Origin of the sequence: Methylobacterium organophilum (assembly GCF_022179465.1) — a bacterium.
Taxonomy (GTDB): Bacteria; Pseudomonadota; Alphaproteobacteria; order Rhizobiales; family Beijerinckiaceae; genus Methylobacterium; species Methylobacterium organophilum.
Genome location: NZ_BPQV01000004.1, coordinates 69,684 through 94,571 on the forward strand (window position 1 = coordinate 69,684; position 24,888 = coordinate 94,571).

Here is a 24,888-nt window from a genome sequence, read left to right on the forward strand (position 1 = left end):
TGATTCGGCACAGGCGCGGCGGCGACATTCAGCCTTCGGGACACGGAACGCATCATGCCTGAGGGCGACGAGGATCTGACCGAGGCGGTGGGCAACGCGGCGTTCGTGCTGTCCCTGCGGGAGCGGGGCCTGCGCGACACCGCCGTGCTGCGCGCCATGGAGCAGGTGCCACGGGAAGGCTTCGCGCCCGCGCCCCTGCGGTCTCATGCCCGCAGGGACATCGCGCTGCCGCTGGCCTGCGGGCAGACCATGACCGCGCCGCGCCAGGTCGGGGCGATGCTCGCGGCCCTGGCGCTGACGCCGGGCGCGCGCGTCCTCGAGGTCGGCACGGGCTCGGGCTACGTCACCGCGCTGCTCGCCCGGCTCGGGGCTGGCCAACTCCACAGCCTGGATCGCTACGCCACCCTGACCCGGGCGGCGCGGGACAACCTGCACGCGGCGGGGATCCGGAATGCCGTCCTTGAGACCGCGGACGGGCTCGCCGACGGGGTCGCGGGGGAGGGGCGCTACGACCGCATCCTGGTCAACGGGCTGCTCGCCGCCCTTCCCGCCGGGCTCACCGCAGCCCTCACCCCGGGCGGGCGTCTCGTCTGCGCCCTGCCGGGACCGGAGGGCGGCCGCCTCGCCATCATTGGCCCTGACGGGGCGACGCAATCGGGCGCATCCCTGCGCTTGCCGCCGCTCACCCCGGGCCGCGCCCGCATGTCCTGAGCGGCCTGTCCCGCGCAACGTGTCCCCAGCAACACGTTGCATCGAACCCGTTCGATAACCTTCCGATTGCGCTTCGAACGTGGTGAACGGGAACGGTTGCTTAACCTGAATCCCGTTTGAATGCCCCTATCAAGTTGCGTCAGGCAAACGGGTGCGTCGATGCGGATTCGCGGGGCTGGTCGGGGGATGAGGACGCTGTCGCGCTTCGCCCTCATCGGAATCATCGGAGGGAGCGCCGCGGCCTGCTCGTCGGACGCTTCGCGCCTCTCGGATCCCTTCACCAATCCGTTCACCTCCAGCGAGCCGTCCGCCACGGGCAGCCTGCCGGAGGATGGCGGGGACCTCGCGCCGGCCCCCGCCATCCGCACGCCGCGGATCCGCTCGGAGGCGCTCGGCGCGCCCGGTGGCACCGCCCCGGCCATGACCTCCCGCCCGCTCCCGATCGCCCCTCCGCCCCGTGTGGCCTCGACCGAGCCGGTGACCGGCGCCGTCTCGGGCCTCAATCCCGATGCGGGCCGCCTCGCCCCGGCCATGACGCCCCGCACCGCGCCGGCCGCGCCGAAGCTGCAATTCGCCCCCGGTCCCAAGGCGGTGGACAAGGCGGCCGAGAAGAAGGCCGCCGAGAAGGCGGCCGAAGCCAAGCGCGAGGCAGAGAAAGCCGCCGAGGCCCGCAAGGCGGCGGAAAAGGCCGCCGAGAAGGCCGCGGAAGCCAAGAAGCTCGCCGAGGCCGAGGCGAAGAAGAAGCATATCCGCCCCGGCCAGACCGCCGAGAAGAAGGCCGACGACAGGAAGCCGACCGAGAAGGCCGACGCCGCGGCCAAGGCGGCGGAGAAGGCGCGCCTCGCCAAGGCCGAGGCGGCCAAGACCGCCTCCGAGCAGGCCGCCAAGCGCGTCGCCGAGGCCAAGGCGGCCGAGGCTGCGGCGAAGGCCGCCGCCAAGGAGAGCGCGAAGGCGAAGGAGAGCGCCAAGGTCGCGGCCAAGGAGCCCGCCCCCGCCAAGGAGGCGCCGAAGGAGGCTGCCGCTCCGGTCAAGGTCGCGAGCGCCGATCCGGCGAACGTGCCCGCGGCGGCCGAGGCAGAGGCCTTCCGCTGGCCGGCCCGTGGCCGGGTCATCACCGGCTACGGCTCGGGCGGGAACGAGGGAATCAACATTGCCGTGCCCGAGGGCACGCCCGTCAAGGCCGCCGAGGACGGCACCGTCGCCTATGCCGGCTCCGACGTGAAGGGCTACGGCAAGCTCGTGCTGGTGCGGCACAGCAACGGCTACGTCTCGGCCTACGCCCATAACGGCGAGCTCGACGTGCGGCCGGGCGAGAAGGTTAAGCGCGGCCAGGTGATCGCCAAGTCCGGCGCCACCGGCAACGTCACCTCGCCCCAGCTCCACTTCGAGATCCGGAAGGGCGCGACCCCGGTCGACCCGATCCCGCACCTCGCCTCGAACTGAACGCGCGAAACAATCTGGCTTCAGGCGGCGGCTCCGGGAGGGGCCGCCGCTTTCGTTCGACGCGGTCGCGTCAGGCGTCCCGCGGCGGCGGGCTCTGGAGCGTGCCGTTCGGGCTCTGCCGGTCCACCGCCTCCGGCAGCAGCTTGGACAGGGTGGCGAGAACCTGGTCCGGCGGCAGGCCAAGCTTCTCGGCGATCATGCGGACATGGTCGTCGCCGATCACCCGGCGCAGGTCGCCCGTGGTGATCGGCTCGTTGGGCCCGCGGCCGAGCCAGGAATTGACCTGGGCCGCGTGGCCGGATTGCTGGAGCCGGTCGAGCAGGCCCTGAAGGCCGCCGGGAAGCACCGTCTCGATGATCTGCGGCAGGGCGGCGGCGGCCGCCTGCCCGAGCGATCCGCTCAGCGAGCTCTTGATGCTGTCGAACAGGCTCATTGCGCTTCCTCCCCCCGACGCCGCCCATGGCGCGCCGCGGCATCGGCGGGGCAGTAGACGACGGCACTGCAGCAGACGGCAAGCCCGCGCTTCACGCCGGACGCCCGCGGCCCAGGGGCAACCCGGCGCACGCGCCTTCGATCCCACCTCCGAGCCCGTCCGGCGCCCCGATCCCGCGCCTCAATCCAGCGTCTTGCCGAGCCGGCCGGCGAGATCCTGGATGAACTGGACGGCGGTGCGACCGGAGCGCGCACCGCGGGTGGTCGCCCATTCGAGCGCCTCCGCCCGCAACTGCTCGGCCGGAACGTCGAGCCGGAACCGCTCCGCATAGGCGCGGATCATCGCGAGATATTCGTCCTGGCTGCACTTGTGAAAGCCGAGCCAGAGTCCGAAGCGGTCGGAGAGCGAGACCTTCTCCTCCACCGCCTCGCCGGGATTGATCGCGGTGGAGCGCTCGTTCTCGACCATCTCCCGGGCGAGGAGATGCCGGCGGTTCGAGGTCGCGTAGAACAGGACGTTCTCCGGCCGCCCCTCGATGCCGCCGTCGAGGGCCGTCTTCAGCGACTTGTAGGAGGTGTCGTCGGCATCGAAGGAAAGATCGTCGCAGAACACGATCCAGCGGTGCGGGTCGGCGCGCAGGAGCGCCATCAGGTCGGGCAGGGCCTCGATGTCCTCCCGGTGGATCTCGACGAGCTTCATCGGACGCGCCGCGCCGCCTTTCGCGTTGATCTCGGCATGGATCGCCTTGACCAGCGAGGACTTGCCCATGCCCCGCGCGCCCCAGAGCAGGGCGTTGTTGGCGGGCAGGCCGCGGGCGAAGCGCGCGGTGTTGTCGAAGAGCTGGTCGCGCGCCCGGTCGATGCCGGTGAGCAGCCCGATCTCGACCCGGTTGACCCGCGGCACCGGGATCAGGCGCCGCTCCGCCCCCCACAGGAAGGCATCGGCCGTGGTCGTATCCACCGGCGGCAGGGCAGACGGGGCGGCCCGCTCCAGGGCAGTGGCGATCCGCTCCAGCAGGGGCATCAGGGCGGACAGGGTCGGCTCGGCCGTCATGGCGGCTCCGGATTCGAGGAGGGGGTTCGTTCGTGCGGGCGTCCTTAGCCGATCGCGCCGCGGCCGGGGAGAAGCCCGCCCGCAGCACGCGGTTGCGTGACGTTGCTTTCGGGAAGCCCGTGGCTATAGTCCGCGCGCTTTTCGACAGGCCCCGCCATCCGTGGTGCAGCTCAGGCCGCCTGTCCGACCATCAGGAGTTCCAGCGTTGATTACCCCCGCCTTCGCGCAAGGGGCCGGTTCCACCGGCGGCGGCGCCGAGATCGCCATTCAGCTGGTGCCCTTCGTCCTCATCTTCGTGATCATGTATTTCCTGATCCTGCGCCCGCAGCAGCGCAAGCTCAAGGACCACCAGACCATGATCAAGAACGTGCGCCGGGAGGACACCGTCGTCACCAATGGCGGGATCGTCGGCCGCGTGACCAAGGTGGCGGACGACGCCTCCGAGATCGAGGTCGAGATCGCCCCGAACGTGCGCGTGAAGGTCGTGCGGAGCATGATCTCCGAGGTCCGCGTCAAGGGCGCACCGGTCAAGGCGGCCTGAACAGGCCGGATGAGGATGCCGGGCCAAGGCACGGCATCCGCACAAGAAAAAGAGTCGGACCGGGCGGATGCTGCGCTTCTCCAGAACCAAGATCGTCACGACGCTGCTGGCGATCCTGATCGGCCTCAGCCTGGCCGTGCCGAGCTTCTTCTCGGCCGACCAGCGCAAGCACTTCATGGCGGCTTTGCCCGCCTGGGTGCCGCACTGGATCGTCCCGAACCGGGCGATCGTGCTCGGCCTCGACCTGCAGGGCGGCTCGCAGCTTCTGCTCGAGGTCGACCAGAACGAGCTCGTCGGCTCCATGGCCAAGGGCCTGCGTGACGATGTCCGCCGCATCCTGCAGCAGGAGAACGTCCGCGCCGATGGCGGCATCCAGGTACTGAAGCGCGGCGTCCAGGTGCGCATCGCCGATGCGGCCGCCCGTGCCAAGGTCATGCCGAAGCTGCGCGAGCTCTCGCAACCGATCCAGAGCCTCTCGGCCACCGGCGTCTCCACTGTCGAGGTCAACGAGCAGCCCGATGGGCTGATCCAGCTCGCCTACACCGATGCCGGCATCACCGAGCGCACCCGCCGCGCCGTGAGCCAGGGCATCGAGGTCATCCGCCGCCGCATCGACCAGACCGGCACGCTGGAGCCTTCGATCCAGCAGCAGGGCGCCGACCGCATCCTGATCCAGGTGCCCGGCCTGCAGGATCCGCAGCGTCTGGAGGAGCTGCTCGGCAAGACCGCCAAACTCGAATTCCGCATGCTCGCCGACAGCCCCTCGGGCGATGTCGACCTGCTGCCCTCGAAGGACGAGAAGGGCGCCAAGGTCCCGGTCGAGCGCCGGGTCATGGCCGATGGCGGCGACCTCACCGACGCGCAACCGGCCTTCGACCAGCAGAGCCACGAGCCGATGGTGAGCTTCAAGTTCAACCTGCGCGGCGCCCAGCGCTTCGGCCAGGCCACCAGCGAGAATGTCGGCCGCCGCATGGCCATCGTGCTCGACAACGAGGTGGTCTCCGCCCCCGTGATCCGCTCGGCGATCACCGGCGGTTCGGGACAGATCACCGGCAACTTCACCGTCCAGCAGGCCAACGACCTCGCGGTGCTGCTGCGGGCGGGCGCCCTGCCGGCCAAGTTCACCGTGGTCGAGCGGCGCGTCGTCGGCCCGGGGCTCGGCAACGACTCGATCGAGGCCGGCAAGAAGGCGACCATCGTCGCCGCCATCCTCGTCGTGATCTTCATGTTCGCGACCTACGGCACCTTCGGCTTCATCGCCAACATCGCGCTGATGGTGCATGTCGGCCTGATCCTCGGCCTGATGTCGGTGCTGGAGGCCACGATGACCCTGCCTGGAATCGCCGGCATCGTGCTCACCATCGGCACGGCGGTCGACTCGAACGTGCTGATCTACGAGCGCATGCGCGAGGAGCAGCGGGCCGGGCGTTCCCTGGTCTCGGCGCTGCAGGCCGGCTTCGACCGGGCCTTCGCCACCATCATCGACTCGAACTCGACCATGGCGATCGCCGCCCTGATCCTGTTCTTCATGGGCTCCGGCCCGGTGAAGGGCTTCGCCGTGGTGTTCATCCTCGGCATCCTCACCACCGTCATCACCGCGGTGACCCTGACCCGCATGATGATCGCCGTGTGGTATACGACCTTCCGGCCCAAGACCCTTCCGTTCTGACGACAGACGACGCCCGCCGGATCGTGGCGGGCGGCGACGCCGTTTCCGAGAGGTGCCCGGCACCGCTCCCGCTTCGAGACCGACCATGCGCCTGCTTCGCCTCTGGCCCGACGAATCGCATTTCGACTTCATGCGGTTCCGGCGCTTCACCTTCCCGCTCTCGGCGGCGATGTCGCTCGCGACCGTGGTACTGTTCCTGACGATCGGGCTGAATTTCGGCATCGACTTCAAGGGCGGCACCCTGGTCGAGCTGCAGGCGAAGTCCGGCGCGGCCGACGTCGCCGCGATCCGCCACACCGCCAACGGTTTCGGCTTCGGCGAGGCGGAGGTGCAGGAGCTCGGCAACCAGGGCACCGTGCTGGTGCGTCTGCCGCTCCAGGCCGGCGAGCAGGGTCAGACCGCGGTGATGAACAAGGCCCACGCGGCCTTCGACAAGGATTACGAGTTCCGCCGCACCGAGACCGTGGGCCCGCGCGTCTCCGGCGAGCTCGTCCAGTCCGGCACGGTCGGCGTCGTCCTCTCCGTCGTGGCGGTGCTGCTCTATCTCTGGTTCCGCTTCGAGCGGGAGCTGGCGCTCGGCGCCATCATCGGCACCTTGCACGACATCGTGCTCACCGTGGGCGTCTTCATCCTCACCCGGATCGAGTTCAACATGACCTCGATCGCCGCGATCCTGACCATCGTCGGCTACTCGCTCAACGAGACGGTGGTGGTGTTCGACCGGACCCGCGAGTTGATGCGCCGCTACAAGTCCATCCCCACGGTCGACCTGCTCAACCTCTCGATCAACTCCACCATGTCGCGCACGGTGATGACGGCGACCTCCGCCTTCCTCTCCCTGCTCGCCCTGGTGCTGTTCGGCGGCGAGGCAATCAACGGTTTCGCCGTGGTGATGCTCGCCGGCGTCGTGATCTGCACCTACTCGGCGATCTTCGTCTCGACCCCGTCGCTGATCTATCTCGGCCTGATGCTGTCGGGGGCGAAAGCCTCGCAGCGCGAGGGGGTGCCCCAGGCCGCCGAATAGCGCCTCGCCCCGAAAGGCGCCCGCCGGCTTTCGGGGCGAGGCCACGACAAGGACCTTCCCGTCCCGGATGCGGTTTCAGGGATCATGCGGGAGAGGACAGGCCAGGGAGAGCACCGGATGCCGGAAGGCCGGCTTCACGACGGATTCGTGCCGGGGCGGTACGGGATCGACGCCTATGGCGACGGCGGCTTCCGCTTCGCCGAGATGTCCCATCGCGGCTCGATCCTGGCGCTGCCCTCGGGGATCCACGCCTGGGACCCGATCGCGGCCGCGGCCATCGACGCGGCGAGCCTCGCCCCGGTGCTCGCCGAGCACGAGGCGATCGACCTCCTGCTCATCGGCACGGGCGCCGAGATCCTGCCGCTGCCGGCCGCCCTGCGCCAGCGCCTGAAAGCCGCCGGGATCGGCCTCGACGTGATGCAGACGGGAGCGGCGGCGCGCACCTACAACATCCTCGTGGCCGAGAACCGCAAGGTCGCGGCCGCGCTAATCGCCGTCGCCTGAGCGGGGCCGCGTGAGCGACGTCACCAGCAATCCGGCAAGCGCCCGCGAAGGCCTAGCCTTCGCCTTCCAGCATTGCGAAAGTCTCGTGCGCGAGGGCGATCCCGACCGCTACTTCGCCACGCTGTTCGCGCCGGCCGCCTTCCGGCCGCATCTCTTCGCCCTCTACGCCTTCAGCCTGACCATCGCCCGGGTGCGGGACGCCGCCTCGAACCCGATGGCCGGCGAGATCCGGCTGCAATGGTGGCGCGACGCCCTCCAGGGCGAGGCGCGGGGAGACGTGAAGGCCAACCCCGTCGCCGCCGCCCTCGACGACGCCATCGTCACGCGTCGTCTCGGCCGCCAGCCCTTCGTCGACCTGATCGACGCCCGGGTCTTCGACCTCTACGACGACCCGATGCCGCGGGTGAACGACCTCGAAGGCTATTGCGGGGAGACCGCCTCCTCCCTGGTCCGCCTCGGCAGCCTCGTGCTGGCCGAGGGCGGGGAGCCGGGGGGCGCGGCGGCCGCGGGCCATGCCGGGGTCGCCTACGGCGTCGCCGGGCTCCTGCGGGCGCTGCCCTGGCATGCCCGTCAGGGCCAGGTCTACCTGCCGGCCGACCTGCTGCGGGAGAACGGCGTCACCCGGGAGGACATCGTGACCGGCCGGGGCGGCCCCGGACTCGACCGGACCTGCGCCGCCCTGCGGGCCCTGGCGCGCCGGCACCTCGCGGCCTACGAGGCCGCCCGCAACACGATCTCGCCCGCCGCCCGGCCGGCCTACCTGCCCACCGCCCTGGTCGAGACCGTTCTCTCCGCGATGGAGCGGCCGGGCTACGACCCGCTCAACACCCTGATCGAGATCCCGCGCTGGAAGCGGTTGTGGCGGTTGTGGCGCGGCGCCCGGAGCTTCGGCTGAGCCCGGGCCGCATCCGAACGGAGCAGTCGACCGGATCTCGCAAGAGGCGGCCCACGTATGGGGGCGTGCCGTCATCCACGCAGAAAAGCCACACCTTATGAATGCATTATCACGCTCCGTTGAGCGGGTCCCACGGCTCTGCTAGCAGGATCGGATCGGTACGGCGGCAAGATCGTACCGATCCGGAGGAGCGCGACGCCCATGCAAACCTGGAATCAGGTCTACGACCCGTTCGGGAACCAGATACTCTCGACCTTCGCGGCGTCGCTGCCCGTCATCGCCCTGCTGGGCATGATCGCAAGCGGCAAGGTCAAGGCCCATCTCGCCGCCGTCCTGTCCCTCGGCATCGCGCTCCTGGTGGCGATCGTCGCCTTCGGCATGCCGACCGACCTCGCGCTCCGCGCCTCGATCCTCGGCATGGTCACGGGCTTCTTCCCTATCGGCTGGATCATCCTCAACGTCATCTTCCTCTACCGGCTGACGGTGGAGAAGGGCTGGTTCGCGATCCTCCAGCAATCGGTCGCCGGCATCACCGAGGACCGGCGCATCCAGCTCCTGCTGGTGGCCTTCGCCTTCGGCGCCTTCTTCGAGGGCGCGGGCGGCTTCGGCACCCCGGTCGCCGTCACCGGCGCCATCCTGATCGGCCTCGGCTTCTCGCCGCTCGCAGCCTCGGGGCTCTCGCTCATCGCCAACACGGCGCCCGTCGCCTACGGCGCGCTCGGCGCCCCGATCCAGGGCCTGGCCTCGGTGACGGGCTACGACCCCTACATCCTCGGCGCCATGATCGGCCGTCAGCTGCCCTTCTTCTCGCTGCTGGTGCCGTTCTGGCTGATCTGGGTGTTCGCGGGCTTCCGCGGCATGATCAAGATCTGGCCGCCGATCCTCGTCTGCGGCGCCTCCTTCGCGGCGGCCCAGTTCCTGATCTCGAACTACGTGAATCCCTGGATCGTCGATATCGGCGCCTCGCTGGTCTCGATGGGCTGCCTCGTCGCCTTCCTGAAGATCTGGCAGCCCGCCCAGATCTGGACCTCCCCGGCGCTGCGCGGCCACGATCCCTCGATTGGCTACGGCTCCCCCCGCCCGGTGGCCCTCGGCGCCGGCGTGCCCGGCGACCTGCCGAAGGCCCATGTCGGCGGCCGCACCGCCTCCTCCTCCGAGATCGTCATGGCCTGGGTGCCGTGGATCATCCTCTCGATCGTCGTGGCGATCTGGGGCACCGGCTGGTTCAAGAGCGTCGTGAACCCGATCTTCACCTGGAAATACGAGGTGCCGGGCCTGCACAACGTGATCCTGAAGGTGCCCCCGGTGGTGGCCAAGCCGATCCCCGAGGCCGCGACCTTCCTGTTCACCTACATGTCCTACACCGGCACGGGCGTGCTCTTCGCCGCGATCATCTCCGGCCTGATCATGCGCTTCTCGCCCCTGCGCCTGATCACCGCCTATTTCGAGACGATCTGGGTGCTGCGCTACTCGCTCATCACCATCTCGGCGATGCTGGCACTGGGCGTGCTCACCCGCTACGCGGGCGTGGACGCCACCCTGGGTCTCGCCTTCGCGGGAACGGGCATCCTCTACCCGTTCTTCGGCACCCTGCTCGGCTGGCTCGGCGTCGCGCTCACGGGCTCGGACACCGCCTCCAACGTGCTGTTCGGCGGCCTGCAGCGGATCACCTCCGAGCAGCTCGGCCTGTCCGGCATCCTGATGGCCTCGGCGAACTCCTCGGGCGGCGTCATGGGCAAGATGATCGACGCCCAGTCGATCGTCGTGGCCTCCACCGCCACCGGCTATTTCGGCCAGGAGGGCAAGATCCTGCGCTTCGTGTTCTGGCACTCGATCGCGCTGGCCTGCCTCGTCGGCCTGCTGGTCATGCTCCAGGCCTATGTGCCGCCCTTCACGGACATGGTGATCCACCCGCCGGCCACCGTAGCGGCTCCCGCCCACTGAGCCTCCCCGGCGAACACCGAAAAGACGAGACCCCGCACCGGCCTCCGGTGCGGGGTTTTCTCGTTCCGGGTGGATGGAAAATCCGGCTCGGACGTATCTTTCCGTAGGATCCCCCGAGCCCAGTTCTCTCCCCATGGGCCTCCTCGCCTCCCTCCGCCTCGGCCCGCGCCGGGACCGCCTTGACAGGCTGCCCGCGATCGAGACCGACCGCCTGCGCATCGCCCCGCTCGTGCCCGAGGATGCCGCCGCCCTCCAGGCGCTCACCGACGATCCGGCCATCACCGCCGCCGTGGATTTCCTGCCCGACCGCTTCCGGATCGAGGATGCCCGCAGCCTGATCGGCAGCGGGCAGCGGGGCCGCGACGTCTTCCTCGGCGTGCGCGGACGCGAGGACCCGGCCCTGCTCGGCGTGGTCGGCACCCATCTGCGGGCGAGTGCGGCTGTGGAGATCGGCTATTGGATGGGCGGCGCGGCACGGGGGCGCGGCTATGCGGCGGAAGCGGTCGGCGCCGTCGTGCGGACGCTCGCGCGCGCCTATCCCCGCCGCCTGCTCGTCGCCGAATGCCGCCCGCAGAACGAGGCTTCGAGCGGCCTCCTGCGCAAGCTCGGCTTCGAGGATACCGGCGAGGACGGCCACCGGCCGGGCCGGCGGGTCTTCGTCTGGCGGGGGCCGTGAGGGGGACTACTCCGCCGCCGCCCGCGGCGTCTCCCCGGCGATCCAGGCGGCGAGGTCGGCCCGCGCCCGGTCGGTAAGCGCCTTCTTCTTCAGGGCCGCCTTCTCGGGGCCGCGCAGGCGCTTGCCGGTTTCGTTGCGCGGCAGCCGCTCCAGGGGCGGGAACAGGCCGAAATTCACGTTCATCGGCTGGAAGGAACGGGGGGCGCCCTCGTCCTCGGCCGCGATATGCCCGCCGGTGATGTGGCCGATCAGGGCGCCGAGGGCCGTGGTGGCGGGCAGGGGCGCAAGCGCGCGGCCCTCCGCCTCGGCGAGGGCGAAGCGGCCGGCCATCAGCCCCACCGCCGCGCTCTCCACATAGCCCTCGCAGCCGGTGATCTGGCCGGCGAAGCGCAGGGACGGCCGCACCTTCAGGCGCAGGGTCGCGTCGAGCAGCTGGGGGCTGTCGAGATAGGTGTTGCGGTGCAGGCCGCCGAGGCGGGCGAACTCCGCGTTCTCCAGGCCCGGGATCGTGCGGAAGACCCGGACCTGCTCCGCATGACGGAGCTTGGTCTGGAAGCCGACCATGTTGAACAGGGTGCCCAGCGCGTTGTCCTGGCGCAGTTGCACGATGGCGTAAGCCTTGACGGTCGGGTTGTGCGGGTTTGTGAGCCCGACCGGCTTCATCGGCCCGTGGCGCAGGGTCTCCGGCCCGCGCTCGGCCATCACCTCGATCGGCAGGCAGCCGTCGAAATAGGGGGTCGAGGCCTCCCAGTCCTTGAAGACGGTCTTCTCGCCCTCGATCAGGGCCCGCACGAAGGCCTCGTACTGCTCCTTGTCCATCGGGCAGTTGAGGTAATCCGCCCCGGTGCCCCCCGGCCCGGCCTTGTCGTAGCGCGACTGGAACCAGGCCTTGCCCATGTCGATCGACTCGCGGTGCACGATCGGGGCGATGGCATCGAAGAAGGCCAGGGATTCCGCCCCCGTCAGGGCGCGGATCGCCTCGGCCAGGGCCGGGGAGGTGAGGGGGCCGGTGGCCAGGATGGTCGGCCCCCAGCTTTCCGGGGGTAGCCCCGCCACCTCCTCGCGCTGGATCGTCACGTTGGGATGGGCTTCCAGCGCCGCGGTCACGGCCCGGGCGAAGCCCTCCCGGTCGACGGCAAGCGCGCCGCCCGCGGGCACTTGATGGGCATCGGCCGCGCGCAGGATCAGCGAGCCGAGAGTCCGCATCTCCTGGTGCAGCAGGCCGACGGCGTTGCCGTTGGCGTCGTCCGAGCGGAAGGAATTGGAGCAGACCAGCTCGGCGAGCCCGTCGGTCTGGTGGGCGTCGGTACCGCGGACGGGCCGCATCTCGTGGAGCACGACTCGGCGGCCGCCTTCCGCGATCTGCCAGGCGGCTTCGGAGCCGGCGAGACCGCCGCCGACGACGTGGATAGGAGTGTCACTCATCGCCGCGGGATAGACCTGCGCCGGCCTGCGATCAATGCAGCGGAGGCCGCACCAGGAAGGCCTCGCGGTCGACCGAGGTGACCGAGACCGTGAGCGTTCTGCCGTCCCGGCGGAGGGTCAGCGGCACCCGGATGCCGGCATCGCCCAGGGCCCAGACCTGCCGGAAGAAGCCGGCGAGGTCGCGCACCGGCTCGTTCGCCACCGCGGCGAGGATATCGCCCGGGCGCAGATCCGCGCTCTCGGCCGGCCCGTCGTCGGTCAGCCCCATCACCACCACGCCGTCCTCCGTCTCGGTGGCGTAGAGCCCGAGCCAGGGCCGGGGCGGGCGGTCGGCGCGCCCGCGGGTCTGGAGATCCTCCAGGATCGGCGGCAGCAGGTCGATCGGCACCACCATGTTGATCGCCCGCGCCGGCCCGGTGCCGCCCTGCTGAAGTTGCAGCGAGCCGATGCCGATGAGCTCGCCCGAGGGCCCGATCAACCCCGTGCCGCCCCAATGCGGATGGCAGGGGGCGGTGAACAGCGCCTCGTCGAGCACGTATTCCCAGTAGCCCGCGAATTCCTGCCGACCGATCAGCTCCACGGCGACGCTGTGCTTGCGCCCGCCCGCACCGGCGAGCACAGCCCGGTCTCCGGTCTTGAGGATGGAGGCCGTGCCGAGGGCCAGGGCCGGCAGGTCGAGATCGCCCAAAGCTTGCACGAGGCCGAAACCCGTGACCGCGTCGTAGCCGACGACATGCGCCGGCACGGAGCGGCCGTCATGGGTGGTCAGCCAGACGGTGTCCGCCTCCATGACGAGATAGCCGATGGTGAGCACGAGGCCGTCCTCGCGGATCACCACGCCGTTGCCGGCCCGCTCGGTGCCCAGCGTCTCGGCGGTGAAGGCCTCGAGCGGCACCCGCGTCGAAAGGGAGACCATCGCCGCGAGCGCCCGGTCGAGATCGTAAGCGTAATCGCCCGGCTTGGGCTGGGCGGAGGCGGGAATCTTGAAATCGCCGTGGACGCTCATCCGGCTCTCGATGATTCGGCGCGGGGCGGATCGCCCGACATCCCCTAACCTAGGAACCCGGCCCGCCTCGCGACAGCCTCTCGCGACGCGACAGGCTGCGTTCGGGCGGGATCGTCACGGGCCGCAAGCTCGCAGGGGGCCTTCGATCCTTCCCGGCCTTCCTGAGAAGCTCCTCTGGGGGCAGCGGGATCCTCGGCGTGGCGTAGGCGCCCGGTCTCGGATAGGGTTGTGCGCAACGTTCTCGCGCAAGCGCTCATCGCCGGACCGGACCTCGGCCCGGCGGCAGGGAAAAGCGGTGCGACGAGACAGGAGAGGCGGCCCTCGCGAGGCGACCGGGCTGGCTCGCGAACGAAGGATCGGGGGGCGTCACGCCATGTCACGCAGGGCCGCAGCCGGGGAGCCATGCCTTGCGTGAGGACGAGACCCTCCGCCGGCTGCTCGCCCAGATCGCCGGGGGCGACGCGGCGGCCCTGCGCAGCCTCTACGACCTCACGGCGCCGAAACTCTTCGGCCTGATCCTGCGTATCCAGCGGGACAGGAGCCTCGCCGAGGACGTGCTTCAGGACGTTTACCTGAAGATCTGGCGCTCGGCGGGATCCTACACGGCACAGGCGGGGCCGCCGCTCCCCTGGCTCTGCGCCGTCGCGCGGCACCGCGCGATCGACGTCATCCGGCGCAAGGGCGAGGTCCAGGGGCCGGTGAGCGAGGATGGCGAGGATTTCTTCGAGCGGCTCGTCGATCCGAGCGACGCGGCGGGCGCGTTCCTGAACCGGGACGCCCTGCAGCATTGCCTGGGCCAACTCGACCCGGCCCATCGCGACTGCGTGGTGCGGGCCTATTGCGAGGGCCTGTCGCGGGAGGAACTGGCCCAGATCCATGACCGGCCCGTGAACACGATCAAGACCTGGCTGCACCGGGCGCTCGCCAGCCTCAAAGGCTGCCTGGAGGCGCGGGCATGAGCGCCCAGCATCCCGACGATCCGGACCTGCGTGCCGCGGAATACGTGCTCGGCACGCTGCCCGCCGAAACCCGCGCCGCCTTCGCCCGCGACCTCGCCGCCGATCCCGGGCTCGCGGCCCGGGTCGCGGATTGGGAACGGCGGCTCGCGCCGCTGGCGCTCTGCGTGCCCCCGGTCGCGCCGCCGGCCGGCGCCTGGGAGGCCATCGCCCGCCGGCTCTCCCCGGCGGAGGCGGCCAACGACAACCGCGTGGCGGCCCTCTCCGCCCAGCTCCGGCGCTGGCGCCTCGCGACCGCGGGGGCGGGCCTCGTCGCGGCCGGACTCGCCCTGTTCGTCGCCGCAGGCCTGCGGGCGCCGGCCCCCGACTCCCGCTACGTCGCGGTCGTGACGAGCGGCGGCGACCTGCCGGCCCTGATCGTCAGCGTGGACACCCGGGCGGGCACCGCCCAGGTCCGCCCCGTGGCCGCCCAGGCTCCGGCCGGCCGCAGCCTCGAGCTCTGGTATGTCGGGACGGGCAAGGCGCCCAAGACCCTCGGCCTGCTCGGCGAGCGCGCCAGCCGCATCACCCTGCCGGAGGAGGCCACCGCCCGCGGGGAGGGCGTCATCGCCGTCTCCGTCGAGCCCCCGGGCGGCTCGCCCACGGGCCAGCCGACGGGGCAGGTGATCTACACGGGCAAGCTGATCCGCGAGTAGCGCGCCCCTCAGGAAGCATGAAAAACCCCGGCTCTCGTGAGCCGGGGCTGTTCTTGCGTCTTTCTCGCGCCCGCCCGGATCAGGGCTGCAGCACGCCGTTGATGACGTGGATGACGCCGTTCGACTGCATCACGTTGGCAATGGTCACGGTGGCGGTGTTGCCCTTGGCGTCGGTCACGTAGACCTTCTTGCCCTTGGTCGTGACGGTGAGGGGCTCGCCCTGCGCCGTCTTGAGCTGGGCCTCGCCGCCGCCCTGCTTCGCGAGGGCCATCAGGTCCTTGGCGGTGTAGGTGCCGGGGACGACGTGGTAGGTCAGGATCGCGGTGAGCGTCGCCTTGTTGGCCGGCTGCACCAGCGTCTCCACCGTGCCCGGGGGCAGCTTGGCGAAGGCGGCATTGGTGGGGGCGAACACCGTGAACGGCCCGGGGCCGGACAGGGTGTCGACGAGGCCCGCGGCCTTCACGGCGGCGACCAGCGTGGTGTGGTCCTTCGAGTTCACCGCGTTCTCGACGATGGTCTTCGAGGCATACATCGGCGCGCCGCCGACCATCGGGTTCTTGGCGAGCGCTGCGGCAGGCACGGCGGCGCCCAGCGTGAAGGCGAGCGCGAGGGTTGCGGCCCGCTGCGCAAGCGGCCGGCTGAGGTTGAACATGGCGTATCCTTGAACGTTTCGCGCCCTCGATGGCGGGGCGTGAGCGGGATACGGCAGGGTCGGAACGGAAGTTTCGCGGCGCGCGTAGAATAATCGCGCTGGAGCCGGGCCGGGGCGTTCGCGGGCCCATGGGCGGTCTTCTTAACGCGCCCCTGCGAGGCTTCGGAGCCTCTCCCGACCGCTCCCCGGCAGGCCCGGGCGCTGCTGGCCGCCCTCGCCCTGCTCGTCGCCGCCGGGATCCTGACGGGATCGACGACCCCACGGCCGGTCCCCGCGCCCGCTGCGCCGCCGGCAGCGAGCGGGAATCCGCTGGCCGCGGAAGGCGACGCTGCCCTCTACCAGGCGATCGCGGCGCGCATCGCGGCCGGCGACGGCTACTACGCCGCGGCCGTCGCCGAGCACCGGGCCCGGGACTACCCGCTGCGCCCCTTCGTGACCGTGCGGCTCCCGACGCTCAGCCTCGTCGAGGCGCAGGCCGGCCCCCTCGTCGTCGGCGGCTATCTCTGCGCCTTCATGCTCGTCGGCCGGCCCGACGACACCTACTGGATCCTGATGGTCGGTCCCCTGCTGATGCCGGGCCTCGCCTTCGCGCCGGCCGCCCTGCGCGACCTCGGCTGTGCAGCCCTGCCTCGGCGGCGGGGCGCCGGCGCCTGACCCGCCAGGCGAACGAAAAGGGCCGCCCCCATCGGAGCGGCCCCGTCAAAATTCCCGTCCGAGGCGGCTCGCCTCAGGCGGAAAGCGCTTCCTTGGCCCGCTCGGCGCGCTTGCGATCGTTCGGGTCGAGCACGGCCTTGCGCAGGCGGATCGACTTCGGAGTCACCTCGACCAGCTCGTCGTCCTGGATCCAGGCCAGCGAGCGCTCGAGCGTCATGCGGATCGGCGGGGTCAGGCGCACCGCCTCGTCCTTGGAGGTGGTGCGGATGTTGGTGAGCTTCTTGCCCTTGAGCACGTTCACCTCGAGATCGTTCTCGCGGTTGTGCTCGCCGACGATCATGCCTTGATAGACCTTCCAGCCGGGCTCGATCATCATCGGGCCGCGGTCCTCCAGGTTCCACATGGCATAGGCTACGGCCTCGCCCTGGTCGTTGGAGATCAGCACCCCGTTGCGGCGGCCCGGCATCTCGCCCTTGTAGGGCTCGTAGGCCTTGAACAGCCGGTTCATGATCGCCGTGCCGCGGGTGTCGGTCATCAACTCGCCCTGGTAGCCGATCAGGCCGCGGGTCGGAGCATGGAAGACCAGGCGCAGGCGGTCGCCGCCCGAGGGCCGCATCTCCAGCATCTCGGCCTTGCGCTCGGACATCTTCTGCACGACGACGCCGGAATGCTCCTCGTCGACGTCGATCACGACCTCCTCGATGGGCTCCAGCACACCACCGTTCTCGTCCTTCTCGAAGACGACGCGGGGACGCGACACCGCGATCTCGAAGCCCTCGCGGCGCATGGTCTCGATCAGGATCGAGAGCTGCAGCTCGCCGCGGCCGGAGACGTAGAACGAGTCCTTGTCGGCGGCTTCCTCGATCTTCAGCGTGACGTTGCCCTCGGCCTCCTTGAACAGGCGGTCGCGGATCATGCGGCTCGTGACCTTGTCGCCCTCGGTGCCGGCGAGCGGCGAATCGTTGACGATGAAGGACATCGTCACGGTGGGCGGGTCGATCGGCTGCGCCTGGATCGGGGTGTTGACGGAGGGGTCGCAGAAGGTATCGGCCACCGTGCCCTTCAGGAGGCCGGCGATGGAGACGATGTCGCCCGCCTCGCCGACCTCGATCGGCTGGCGCTCCAGGCCGCGGAAGGCGAGGATCTTGGAGACGCGGCCGGTCTCGACCACCTTGCCCTCGCGGTCGAGCACCTTGATCGACTGGTTGGGCTTCACGGTGCCGGAGGCGATGCGGCCGGTGATGATGCGGCCGAGGAACGGGTTGGCCTCCAGCAGCGTGCCGAGCATGCAGAAGGCGCCTTCCTCGGTCTTGGCCTGCGGCACGTGCTCCAGCACCAGGTCGAAGAGCGGGGCGAGACCTTCGGAGGGATCGCCCTCCGGCGAGGTCGCCATCCAGCCGTTGCGGCCCGAGCCGTAGAGGATCGGGAAGTCGAGCTGCTCGTCGGTGGCGTCGAGGGCGGCGAAGAGGTCGAAGACCTCGTTGACCACCTCGTTGATGCGGGCATCCGGCCGGTCGACCTTGTTGACCGCCACGATCGGGCGCAGGCCGATCTTGAGCGCCTTCGAGACCACGAACTTGGTCTGCGGCATCGGGCCCTCGGCGGCGTCGACCAGCACGATCACGCCGTCGACCATCGAGAGGATGCGCTCGACCTCGCCGCCGAAATCGGCGTGGCCGGGGGTGTCCACGATGTTGATGCGGGTGTCCTTCCAGACGACCGACGTCGCCTTGGCCAGGATGGTGATGCCACGCTCCTTCTCGAGGTCGTTCGAGTCCATCGCCCGCTCTTCCACGCGCTGGTTCTCGCGGAAGGTGCCGGATTGCTGGAGCAGCTTGTCGACGAGCGTGGTCTTGCCGTGGTCGACGTGGGCGATGATGGCGATGTTGCGCAGCTTCATCGGGGGTTCTCGAAGCATGGCGAGCCCGTCTCGTGGCGGAGCGCGGCAGACGCGACCGTCGACGGCGGGCTGGCGGGAATCTGGCAGTGTCGCGTCGCAATAAAGGGAAGGGCCTGTTCCCGCAAGCCGTCCGTCATTCGCCGCGCGCGGGGTAGGGGGCGCGTCGGGCAGGGGGCGGGACGGCGCCCGCCCTCACAACCAGGGCGCGTCGGTCTTTGGGAGGCGGCCCTCCGGGTCGATGACGGACAGGCGCGGACCCTCCTCGCCATTCCAGCGCCACAGGGCGATGCAGGTGCCGCCGCGGGACATGAAGGAGGGATAGATCAGGCCGTGGAAACCCGCCTCAAGGAGCCGTTCGGCCGCGCGATGCGTCTCTGGCAGCCGTCCCGCGTCGAGATCCGCGCGCCACTCCGCCCGGTGCAGGTCGTCGGGCAGGCCGAGCCCCCGCAGGCCGTCCGGCGCGGTCAGATCGGCCAGACGAGCCCCTTTGAGGATGAGCTGCGCGATGGTGGCGGGATGCTGCACGAAACCCTGATTGTATTCCGCCCAGGCCGTCGACAACTCGCGGGCTGCGTAGAGGCAGGGCTGCCCGATCCTGTTCCAGCGTCCGCCGAAGCGAGCCGCCCCGGCCCCGGACAGAGGATCGTGCGCCCAGCGGGGAACGTAGGCGCGCCAGAGGACGAGCCGGCTTCCCGGCTCAGGCATAGACGCCGGCGCGCACCGCTTCGAGATAGGCGATGACCTTATCCGCCTTGTGCTCGCGCACGAGGTCGTAGGCCGTCTTGCCGGCCCAGCCCGGGATCGGCTGGTGCTTGAACCAGATCGCCGCCCGCATCTCGTCGCCGGTCATCTCCGCGGCCATGGCGATGATGCGCACGATGGGGCTCAGGGCTCCCTCGACGGAGCGCGTTCCGCGGGAAGCCGTCAGCGTGTTGCGCGAGATGCCGGCGAGCCGCGCGAGCTCGGTCAGCGTGAGACCGAGCCCCTCCGCCACCCGGCGCGGCGAAAGATAGGGCGCATCGGCCTCGCGGAAGAGGGTGGCGACGGAGGGCAGGGCGCTCATCGGCATATCCTGCTGAACGGGCGGGGCAGGAATTGGTCGCATCCTGATCCTGACAGTGCTCAGATTATGCAAGCCCTGCCGGTCCGGCAAGCGGTGGACGCGGTCCGGCGACCTCCCCGCGCCGCCGGGCTCGCGCAGAGGCGCCCTCCACACGCGGAACGGGATGAGGTGTTGACGGCCTCGCCGCTGAGGTGATCGTGGGATACGCGGGGTGGCGTCGGCGAAGGCCGACGGCTCCGCACATGTCATCGCCAGCGACAGGGCCAGATTTTCCGTGACCGCCGCCCGTCCCCCGATCCGCTTCCGCGGCCGTTCCTTCCTGGCGATGGTGCTGGCCCCCGTGCCGCCGATCGACCTGTGGCTCGCCGAGCTCGACGCCCTGAAGGAGCGCGCCCCCGCCTTCTTCACGGTGCGCGCCATCATCCTCGACGTGACCGGCCTGCGCTTCGACCGCTCGGACCTGCTCGACCTCTGCGCGGCGCTCAACCAGCGCTCCATCACCATCCTCGGCATCGAGGGGATCGGCCCGACCTCCCTCGGCCCCGGTTTTCCGCCCCCGCTCGCCGGGGGCAAGCCGGTGGAGGACATCGTCCCGCCCGAGCCCGCGCTGCCGGCCACTGCCGCTGCGGCGCCGGCGCCCGTGCCGCTTCCCCAGGCCGCGCCGCGCCACCGCTCCTTCGTGATCGACGCGCCCGTGCGCTCGGGCCAGGTGATCCAGCATCTCGACGGGGACGTGACCGTGCTCGGCTCCGTCGCCTCCGGCTCGGAGGTGATCGCGGGCGGCTCCATCCACGTCTATGGCAGCCTGCGGGGCCGGGCCATCGCCGGGGCGGTGGGCGATCCCAATGCGCGCATCCTGGCCCGCAAGTTCGAGCCGGAGCTCATCGCCATCGACGGGCTCTACAAGACCGCCGACGATCTCGGCGGCCAGCTGCGGGGCCAGGCGGTGCAGGCCCGGCTCGACGGCGATTCGATGATCCTCCTGCCCGTCGACTGAGGCCGTCTTCCGGGTCGACGGCCCGCGGGATCACTCCTCCCGCTCGTCCCACACGACCCAGCCCGCGCCCAGCGTCGTGGCCACGATCGCGATCCAGAGGCCGGTCTGGCCAAGGAGATCGCGCAGCCACCCGTGGAGGGTCGAGAGGCCGAGCGTGAGCAGGCAGTCCCAGATGCCGAGATAGAGGGCGAGGGCGAGCAGCGAGACGGCGAGGGGCCGCGTCATCGGTCCTCCATCTCGTTCCAGAGGGCCCAGGCCCCGACCAGGACCATCGCTCCAATCACGAGGCGCATGCCCGTATGGCCGATGCGCTCGAGCAGCCAGCCATGGACAGCCGAGAGCCGGATCTCGAAGACCCAGCCGCCGCCCGTCACGAAGAGGGCGGCCCCGAGCACGATGAGGAGTTTGGCCCAGATCGGCATGCGGCCGCGCTAGCATCTTTTCGCGGCAGCGCCGAGGGTCCGGACTGATTTCGGCTCGCTCTGTCCTGGAAAATTGCTTCGCCCAGGTCGCCCTCGCCCCGGCGAATACGCTCCCGCGCACAGGATCTTCGCCGCGTCTTCCATGACCGATCTCGGCGAGATCCTGAGGCCGGATCGCCGATTCGCCGACGTCACGGGATCCAGGGATCCTGCGATCCCGGGCCGGATTAAGGTTCGCCGCCGCCCGCACCGGGGGCCAAATCCTTGCCTGAGCAAGCTTTTCTCCGGCAGCCCGAAGCACCGCCGGAATGTGTCCCGGCAAATTTTGCCGGGCGCCCGCGGAAAATTAACCGCCCGGTAACCATCCCGGCCATCAATGGGAGCATCGGTAAGGAAACGTAAACGCCCGTGACCAGCACCGCTCCACAACCCCGGACCTTCAGCCTGCGGGGCCGCACCTTCCGGGCGGCCGTGCTGGCGCCGGAGGCCCCGCTCGAGGACTGGCTCGCCGGTCTCGACGGCGCCCTGAAGCGTTCGCCGACCCTGCTCGACGGCAAGGCGGTGATCCTCGACCTCGCGGCCCTGCGGCCGGAGAAGGAGATCCTGGCGGGCCTCATCGCGGATCTCGCCACCCGCAACGTCCGCATCCTCGGCCTTCAGGGCGCGGATGCGGCGCTCGGCGAAGCCGGCCTGCCGCTTCTGGCTGGCGGCCATGCTGGCGCGGTGCTGGAGGTGCCGACCGAGCCCGAGAAGCCCGCGCTGACCTCCCTCACCATCGAGGGATCGGTGCGCTCCGGCCAGACCATCGTCCATCCGGACGGGGACGTGACGGTGATGGGCTCGGTGTCCTCCGGCGCCGAGATCCTCGCGGGCGGCTCCATCCACGTCTATGGCGCCCTGCGCGGCCGGGCCATCGCGGGCGCCGCCCGCAACCCGCGCGCACGCATCTACTGCCGCAAGTTCGAGCCCGAGCTTCTCGGCATCGACCGCCTCGTCCGCACGGCCGAGGACATGGGCACCCACCTGCGCGGCCAAGCGGTCCAGATCTGGAACGACGGCGGCGCCATCAGAATCGCAGCCTTGGGTTAAGGGGAAACGAGAATGGCCAAGGTTCTTTGTGTCACGTCCGGCAAGGGCGGCGTCGGCAAGACCACCACCACGGCCGCGCTCGGCGCGGCGCTGGCCCAGGCCGGCGAGAAGGTCTGCGTGGTCGATTTCGACGTCGGCCTGCGCAACCTCGACCTGGTGATGGGCGCCGAGCGGCGCGTAGTCTACGACCTCATCAACGTCACCAACGGCGACGCCAAGCTTCCCCAGGCGCTGATCCGCGACAAGCGCCTCGACAACCTCTCCCTGCTCCCCGCCTCCCAGACCCGGGACAAGGACGCGCTCACCGACGAGGGCGTGGCCAAGGTGATGGACGAGCTGCGCGAGAAGTTCGACTGGATCGTCTGCGACAGCCCCGCCGGCATCGAGCGCGGCGCCCAGCTCGCCATGCGCCACGCCGACGTCGCCGTGGTGGTGACCAACCCCGAGGTCTCCTCGGTGCGGGATTCCGACCGGATCATCGGCCTCCTCGATTCCAAGACCGTGCGCGCCGAGAAGGGCGACACCATCGAGAAGCACCTGATCCTGACCCGCTTCGACCCGGCCCGGGCCGATCGCGGCGACATGCTGAAGGTCGAGGACGTGCTCGAGATCCTGTCGATCCCGCTGCTCGCCATCATCCCGGAGAGCCTCGAGGTCCTGCGCGCCTCCAATGTCGGCTGCCCGGTGACCCTCAACAACCCGCTCTCCGCCCCGGCCCGCGCCTATATCGACGCCGTGCGCCGCCTGAAGGGCGAGACCGTGCCGATGGCGATCCCCTCGGATCGCAAGTCCCTGATCAACAAGCTGTTCACTCGGAGGGCCGCATGAGTGTCTTGACCTTCCTCAAGCCCCGCGCGTCCAGCGCGGTCGCGCGCGAGCGCCTTCAGCTCATCCTCGCCCACGAGCGGGCGGAGAGCGGGCGCCCGGATCTGGTGATCACCCTGCGCGAGGAGATCCTCGCCGTGATCGCCAAGCACGTCGCGGTCGAGCGCGACAAGGTTCAGATCAAGCTCGAGCGCGGCCAGGGCGTCTCGACCCTCGGGGTCGATATCGAGATCCCGGTCGAGGCCGCACCGCTCAAGCGGGCGGCGGGTTGATCGGACACCCACCGGAACCGGGGCGATCGCCGAGAGGCGGCCGCCCCGGTTTCCGTTCGGCCTGACCGCACACGGCCGCGCGGGGCCTCACCCCGCCCGGGGCGCGAGGCGGAAGGCGGGGGCGTGGTCCGGCTGCGTCGTCACGATCGCGGCCGGCAGCACCGGGCGTGCCTGGGCGCGATCGAGGCGGAACCGGCCGACGAGCCGCGCCAGGGCCAGCACGGCTTCCGCCAGGGCGAATTGCGCCCCGATGCAGACCCGTGGGCCGGCCCCGAAGGGCAGGTAGGCGAAGCGCCGCACCGGCGCCGCGCCCGGCAGGAAGCGGCCGGGATCGAAGGCGTCCGGATCGGTCCAGAGCCCGCGATGGCGGTGGAGCAGCCAGGGCGAGATCACCACGATCTCGCCGGGGGCGACCCTCTGCCCGCACAGGGTGTCGGCGGCGAGCGCCCTGCGCGCCAGCACGAAGGCCGGCGGATAGAGCCGCAGGGTCTCCTCGATCACCGCCCGGGTGAGGGGCAGGGCCTGGGCCGAGCCGGTGCCGGCGGCGCGGCCCTCCGCGAACACCGCCTCCTGGATCTCCGGCGCATCGGCAAGCAGCACGCAGGCCCAGAGCAGCGTCACCGCCGTGGTCTCGTGGCCGGCCAGGATCATCGTCGCGACCTGGTCGCGCAGGGCCTCGGCGGAGAAGCCCTCGCCGGTCTCGGGATCGCGGGCCGCCTGGAGCAGGTCGAGCAGGTCGCGGGCGCCCCCGCCGCCCCGTTCCGCCCGCTCGGCGATCACCCCGTCGAGGAACCCCGTCCAGTCCCGGCGGAACCGGGCCCGCGCCCGGTCGAGGGGCGTGCGCCAGGACAGGGGCAGCAGCGCGTCGAGGGCGTGCGGGCGCCCGAGCTTCTCCGCATAGGCGACGACGTGGTGCCGGAGCGCCGGGCCATGCCGGCCCATGCCGAGGGAGAACATGGTGCGGCCGGCGATCTCCAGGGCGAGGTGCTGGAGCGCAGCGAAGAGATCGACCGGACCGGCCTCGGCCGGGGCGGCGAGCGCGTCCAGGGCCGCGTCGGTGGCCGAGAGGATGTGGGGCATGAGCAGGTCCACCGCCCGGGGCGTGAAGGCGGGGCTCAGGGTGCGCCGCTGGTGGCGCCAGGCCGCGCCCTCGCTGATCAGCAGCCCGTCGCCCAGGAGCGGGCGCAGCATCCGCACGGTGATCGCCGTGCGCACGTAGTTCTCGAGGTTCTCGACGAGCACCCGGCGCACCGCCTCCGGATCGCTGATCGTCAGGCGGGTGCGCCCCAGGATGCGGCGGCGCAGATACGGCGCCTCGTAGGCCTGTGCGGCCAGCAGCCGATGCCGTTGATGCGCATCGCCCGCACGAAGCGCCAGGTCGAGAGCTCCCGCGCCGGAGGTGTCGGCACCGGCGGCACCAGCCGCGGGAAGACGGGCAGAGCGAGGGCATCCATGCCCGGTTCCTATCCCATCGGCCGGGGGCGGACATCCGACATTCCGGTGATGCGGCGGCGGCCCGCCGTGTAAACGCGTGTTAAAGGGCAGGGCGCGAACCGCCGCTGACAACCGCCCCCGAACCGACCCCGGACGACATGGCCGAGCCCGCCCACCCCTATACGATCGAGGCCGACGGCCTGCGCCTCACGGTCCGCCTGACCCCGCGCGCCTCCCGCAACGGCCTCGACGGTGTGAATATCGGCGCGGACGGGCGGCCGGTGCTCGGCATCCGGCTCGCGGCCCCGCCGGTGGAGGGCGCGGCCAACGCGGCCCTCCTCGCCTTCCTCGCGGAAACGCTCGACCTGCGCCGGGCCGGGATCCGCTTCCTCTCCGGCGAGACCTCCCGGCTGAAGCGCCTCCATCTCGCCGGCGACGGCGCCGCTCTGGCCGCGCGGCTGGAGGCGCTCCTGGCGAAAGCCTGACAGGACGGGCTCCGCCCTCACGCGAAAGGGATCGGACGGACCCGCAACGGGTTGAAGTCCGATCGGCGGCCATGGCAAGCGCCCCGGCGGAGTCGGGGGGAGCGATGGGGCGGATCGAAC

27 protein-coding genes and 1 pseudogene are annotated in these 24,888 nt (G+C 70.8%); 17 read left to right on the top strand and 11 right to left on the bottom strand.

The genetic code is table 11. The features are described 5' to 3' along the window. Window positions 1-54 precede the first annotated feature (54 nt). The gene (locus MFF21_RS07815; RefSeq protein ID WP_238310591.1) at window positions 55-711 is read left to right on the top strand and encodes a protein-L-isoaspartate O-methyltransferase family protein; all 657 of its coding nucleotides are present in this window, start codon (window positions 55-57) and stop codon (window positions 709-711) included. A gap of 186 nt (window positions 712-897) precedes the next feature. Continuing rightward, entirely contained in the window at window positions 898-2,154 is a 1,257-nt protein-coding gene (locus tag MFF21_RS07820; RefSeq protein WP_238310592.1) for a murein hydrolase activator EnvC family protein, read from the top strand. A gap of 70 nt (window positions 2,155-2,224) precedes the next feature. Here the strand turns inward: MFF21_RS07820 and MFF21_RS07825 are convergent, their stop codons facing one another. Next, window positions 2,225-2,734 carry a YidB family protein gene (locus tag MFF21_RS07825; protein ID WP_373324954.1) on the bottom strand — a complete coding sequence of 170 codons (510 nt, stop codon included), beginning with the start codon at window positions 2,732-2,734 and terminating at the stop codon, window positions 2,225-2,227. Window positions 2,735-2,767: 33 nt separating this feature from the next. Further along, window positions 2,768-3,640, bottom strand: a complete 873-nt coding sequence (locus tag MFF21_RS07830; protein WP_238310594.1) for an ATP-binding protein — start codon at window positions 3,638-3,640, stop codon at window positions 2,768-2,770. Between the two features lie 205 nt (window positions 3,641-3,845). Here MFF21_RS07830 and yajC point away from each other — a divergent pair, with 205 nt between their 5' ends. The 7 genes from yajC (at window position 3,846) to MFF21_RS07865 (ending at window position 10,893) form a co-directional block, all read left to right on the top strand. Further along, a complete protein-coding gene (yajC, locus tag MFF21_RS07835; protein ID WP_238310595.1) occupies window positions 3,846-4,181 on the top strand; it encodes a preprotein translocase subunit YajC in 336 nt (111 codons plus the stop codon). Between the two features lie 67 nt (window positions 4,182-4,248). After that, a complete protein-coding gene (secD, locus tag MFF21_RS07840; RefSeq protein ID WP_238310596.1) occupies window positions 4,249-5,850 on the top strand; it encodes a protein translocase subunit SecD in 1,602 nt (533 codons plus the stop codon). An 85-nt stretch (window positions 5,851-5,935) separates the two neighbouring features. Further along, entirely contained in the window at window positions 5,936-6,874 is a 939-nt protein-coding gene (gene secF, locus MFF21_RS07845) for a protein translocase subunit SecF (protein WP_238310597.1), read from the top strand. A gap of 117 nt (window positions 6,875-6,991) precedes the next feature. Further along, window positions 6,992-7,378 carry an Mth938-like domain-containing protein gene (locus tag MFF21_RS07850; RefSeq protein ID WP_238310598.1) on the top strand — a complete coding sequence of 129 codons (387 nt, stop codon included), beginning with the start codon at window positions 6,992-6,994 and terminating at the stop codon, window positions 7,376-7,378. A 10-nt stretch (window positions 7,379-7,388) separates the two neighbouring features. Beyond that, window positions 7,389-8,273: a phytoene/squalene synthase family protein gene (locus MFF21_RS07855; protein ID WP_238310599.1), complete on the top strand. Its 885-nt coding sequence runs from the start codon at window positions 7,389-7,391 to the stop codon at window positions 8,271-8,273. A 201-nt stretch (window positions 8,274-8,474) separates the two neighbouring features. Continuing rightward, window positions 8,475-10,217, top strand: coding sequence for an L-lactate permease (locus MFF21_RS07860; RefSeq protein ID WP_238310600.1), 1,743 nt, complete (start codon window positions 8,475-8,477; stop codon window positions 10,215-10,217). A 133-nt stretch (window positions 10,218-10,350) separates the two neighbouring features. Then, a complete protein-coding gene (locus tag MFF21_RS07865) occupies window positions 10,351-10,893 on the top strand; it encodes a GNAT family N-acetyltransferase (RefSeq protein ID WP_238310601.1) in 543 nt (180 codons plus the stop codon). Window positions 10,894-10,899: 6 nt separating this feature from the next. Here the strand turns inward: MFF21_RS07865 and trmFO are convergent, their stop codons facing one another. Further along, entirely contained in the window at window positions 10,900-12,318 is a 1,419-nt protein-coding gene (trmFO, locus tag MFF21_RS07870) for a methylenetetrahydrofolate--tRNA-(uracil(54)-C(5))-methyltransferase (FADH(2)-oxidizing) TrmFO (protein WP_238310602.1), read from the bottom strand. Between the two features lie 31 nt (window positions 12,319-12,349). Next, window positions 12,350-13,324: a S1C family serine protease gene (locus tag MFF21_RS07875; RefSeq protein WP_238310603.1), complete on the bottom strand. Its 975-nt coding sequence runs from the start codon at window positions 13,322-13,324 to the stop codon at window positions 12,350-12,352. 407 nt (window positions 13,325-13,731) lie between these two features. Here MFF21_RS07875 and MFF21_RS07880 point away from each other — a divergent pair, with 407 nt between their 5' ends. Both MFF21_RS07880 and MFF21_RS07885 read left to right on the top strand, forming a co-directional pair. Further along, a complete protein-coding gene (locus MFF21_RS07880; protein ID WP_238310604.1) occupies window positions 13,732-14,283 on the top strand; it encodes a sigma-70 family RNA polymerase sigma factor in 552 nt (183 codons plus the stop codon). Continuing rightward, the gene (locus MFF21_RS07885; protein WP_238310605.1) at window positions 14,280-14,975 is read left to right on the top strand and encodes an anti-sigma factor; all 696 of its coding nucleotides are present in this window, start codon (window positions 14,280-14,282) and stop codon (window positions 14,973-14,975) included. Before MFF21_RS07880 ends, MFF21_RS07885 begins: the two co-directional genes overlap by 4 nt. 79 nt (window positions 14,976-15,054) lie before the next feature. Here MFF21_RS07885 and MFF21_RS07890 read toward each other — a convergent pair whose 3' ends face one another. Then, window positions 15,055-15,627, bottom strand: a complete 573-nt coding sequence (locus MFF21_RS07890; RefSeq protein WP_238310606.1) for a fasciclin domain-containing protein — start codon at window positions 15,625-15,627, stop codon at window positions 15,055-15,057. Between the two features lie 432 nt (window positions 15,628-16,059). Here MFF21_RS07890 and MFF21_RS07895 point away from each other — a divergent pair, with 432 nt between their 5' ends. After that, window positions 16,060-16,281 carry a hypothetical protein gene (locus tag MFF21_RS07895; RefSeq protein WP_238310607.1) on the top strand — a complete coding sequence of 74 codons (222 nt, stop codon included), beginning with the start codon at window positions 16,060-16,062 and terminating at the stop codon, window positions 16,279-16,281. Window positions 16,282-16,354: 73 nt separating this feature from the next. On the opposite strand, the gene typA is transcribed toward MFF21_RS07895, so the two are convergent. From typA to MFF21_RS07910, 3 genes are all read right to left on the bottom strand, one after another. Then, the gene (gene typA / locus MFF21_RS07900; protein ID WP_238310608.1) at window positions 16,355-18,181 is read right to left on the bottom strand and encodes a translational GTPase TypA; all 1,827 of its coding nucleotides are present in this window, start codon (window positions 18,179-18,181) and stop codon (window positions 16,355-16,357) included. 192 nt (window positions 18,182-18,373) lie between these two features. Next, window positions 18,374-18,913, bottom strand: coding sequence for an RES family NAD+ phosphorylase (locus MFF21_RS07905; RefSeq protein ID WP_373324972.1), 540 nt, complete (start codon window positions 18,911-18,913; stop codon window positions 18,374-18,376). Then, complete coding sequence (locus tag MFF21_RS07910) at window positions 18,879-19,244, bottom strand: antitoxin Xre/MbcA/ParS toxin-binding domain-containing protein (RefSeq protein ID WP_373324955.1); 366 nt, start codon at window positions 19,242-19,244, stop codon at window positions 18,879-18,881. Before MFF21_RS07910 ends, MFF21_RS07905 begins: the two co-directional genes overlap by 35 nt. A gap of 325 nt (window positions 19,245-19,569) precedes the next feature. Between MFF21_RS07910 and minC (MFF21_RS07915) the strand changes: the two genes are divergently transcribed. After that, window positions 19,570-20,241 (top strand): septum site-determining protein MinC, encoded by a 672-nt coding sequence (gene minC / locus MFF21_RS07915; protein ID WP_238310906.1) that lies wholly within the window; start codon window positions 19,570-19,572, stop codon window positions 20,239-20,241. A 30-nt stretch (window positions 20,242-20,271) separates the two neighbouring features. Here minC (MFF21_RS07915) and MFF21_RS07920 read toward each other — a convergent pair whose 3' ends face one another. Next, entirely contained in the window at window positions 20,272-20,466 is a 195-nt protein-coding gene (locus MFF21_RS07920) for a hypothetical protein (RefSeq protein WP_238310611.1), read from the bottom strand. Continuing rightward, the gene (locus MFF21_RS07925; RefSeq protein ID WP_238310612.1) at window positions 20,463-20,663 is read right to left on the bottom strand and encodes a hypothetical protein; all 201 of its coding nucleotides are present in this window, start codon (window positions 20,661-20,663) and stop codon (window positions 20,463-20,465) included. Before MFF21_RS07925 ends, MFF21_RS07920 begins: the two co-directional genes overlap by 4 nt. A gap of 408 nt (window positions 20,664-21,071) precedes the next feature. Here MFF21_RS07925 and minC (MFF21_RS07930) point away from each other — a divergent pair, with 408 nt between their 5' ends. Genes minC (MFF21_RS07930) through minE form a run of 3 tightly spaced genes read left to right on the top strand, consistent with a single transcriptional unit; the run spans window position 21,072 to window position 22,849 of the window. Further along, the gene (minC, locus tag MFF21_RS07930; RefSeq protein WP_238310613.1) at window positions 21,072-21,752 is read left to right on the top strand and encodes a septum site-determining protein MinC; all 681 of its coding nucleotides are present in this window, start codon (window positions 21,072-21,074) and stop codon (window positions 21,750-21,752) included. 12 nt (window positions 21,753-21,764) lie between these two features. Then, the gene (minD, locus tag MFF21_RS07935) at window positions 21,765-22,580 is read left to right on the top strand and encodes a septum site-determining protein MinD (protein WP_238310614.1); all 816 of its coding nucleotides are present in this window, start codon (window positions 21,765-21,767) and stop codon (window positions 22,578-22,580) included. Then, window positions 22,577-22,849 carry a cell division topological specificity factor MinE gene (gene minE, locus MFF21_RS07940; RefSeq protein ID WP_238310615.1) on the top strand — a complete coding sequence of 91 codons (273 nt, stop codon included), beginning with the start codon at window positions 22,577-22,579 and terminating at the stop codon, window positions 22,847-22,849. The genes minD and minE overlap by 4 nt, the downstream gene beginning before the upstream one ends. An 87-nt stretch (window positions 22,850-22,936) precedes the next feature. Here minE and MFF21_RS07945 read toward each other — a convergent pair. Next, window positions 22,937-24,303 (bottom strand): annotated as a pseudogene (locus MFF21_RS07945) (cytochrome P450). 138 nt (window positions 24,304-24,441) lie between these two features. Here MFF21_RS07945 and MFF21_RS07950 point away from each other — a divergent pair. Next, the gene (locus tag MFF21_RS07950) at window positions 24,442-24,768 is read left to right on the top strand and encodes an ACR/YggU family protein (protein WP_238310616.1); all 327 of its coding nucleotides are present in this window, start codon (window positions 24,442-24,444) and stop codon (window positions 24,766-24,768) included. The last annotated feature ends 120 nt before the right edge of the window (window positions 24,769-24,888 follow it).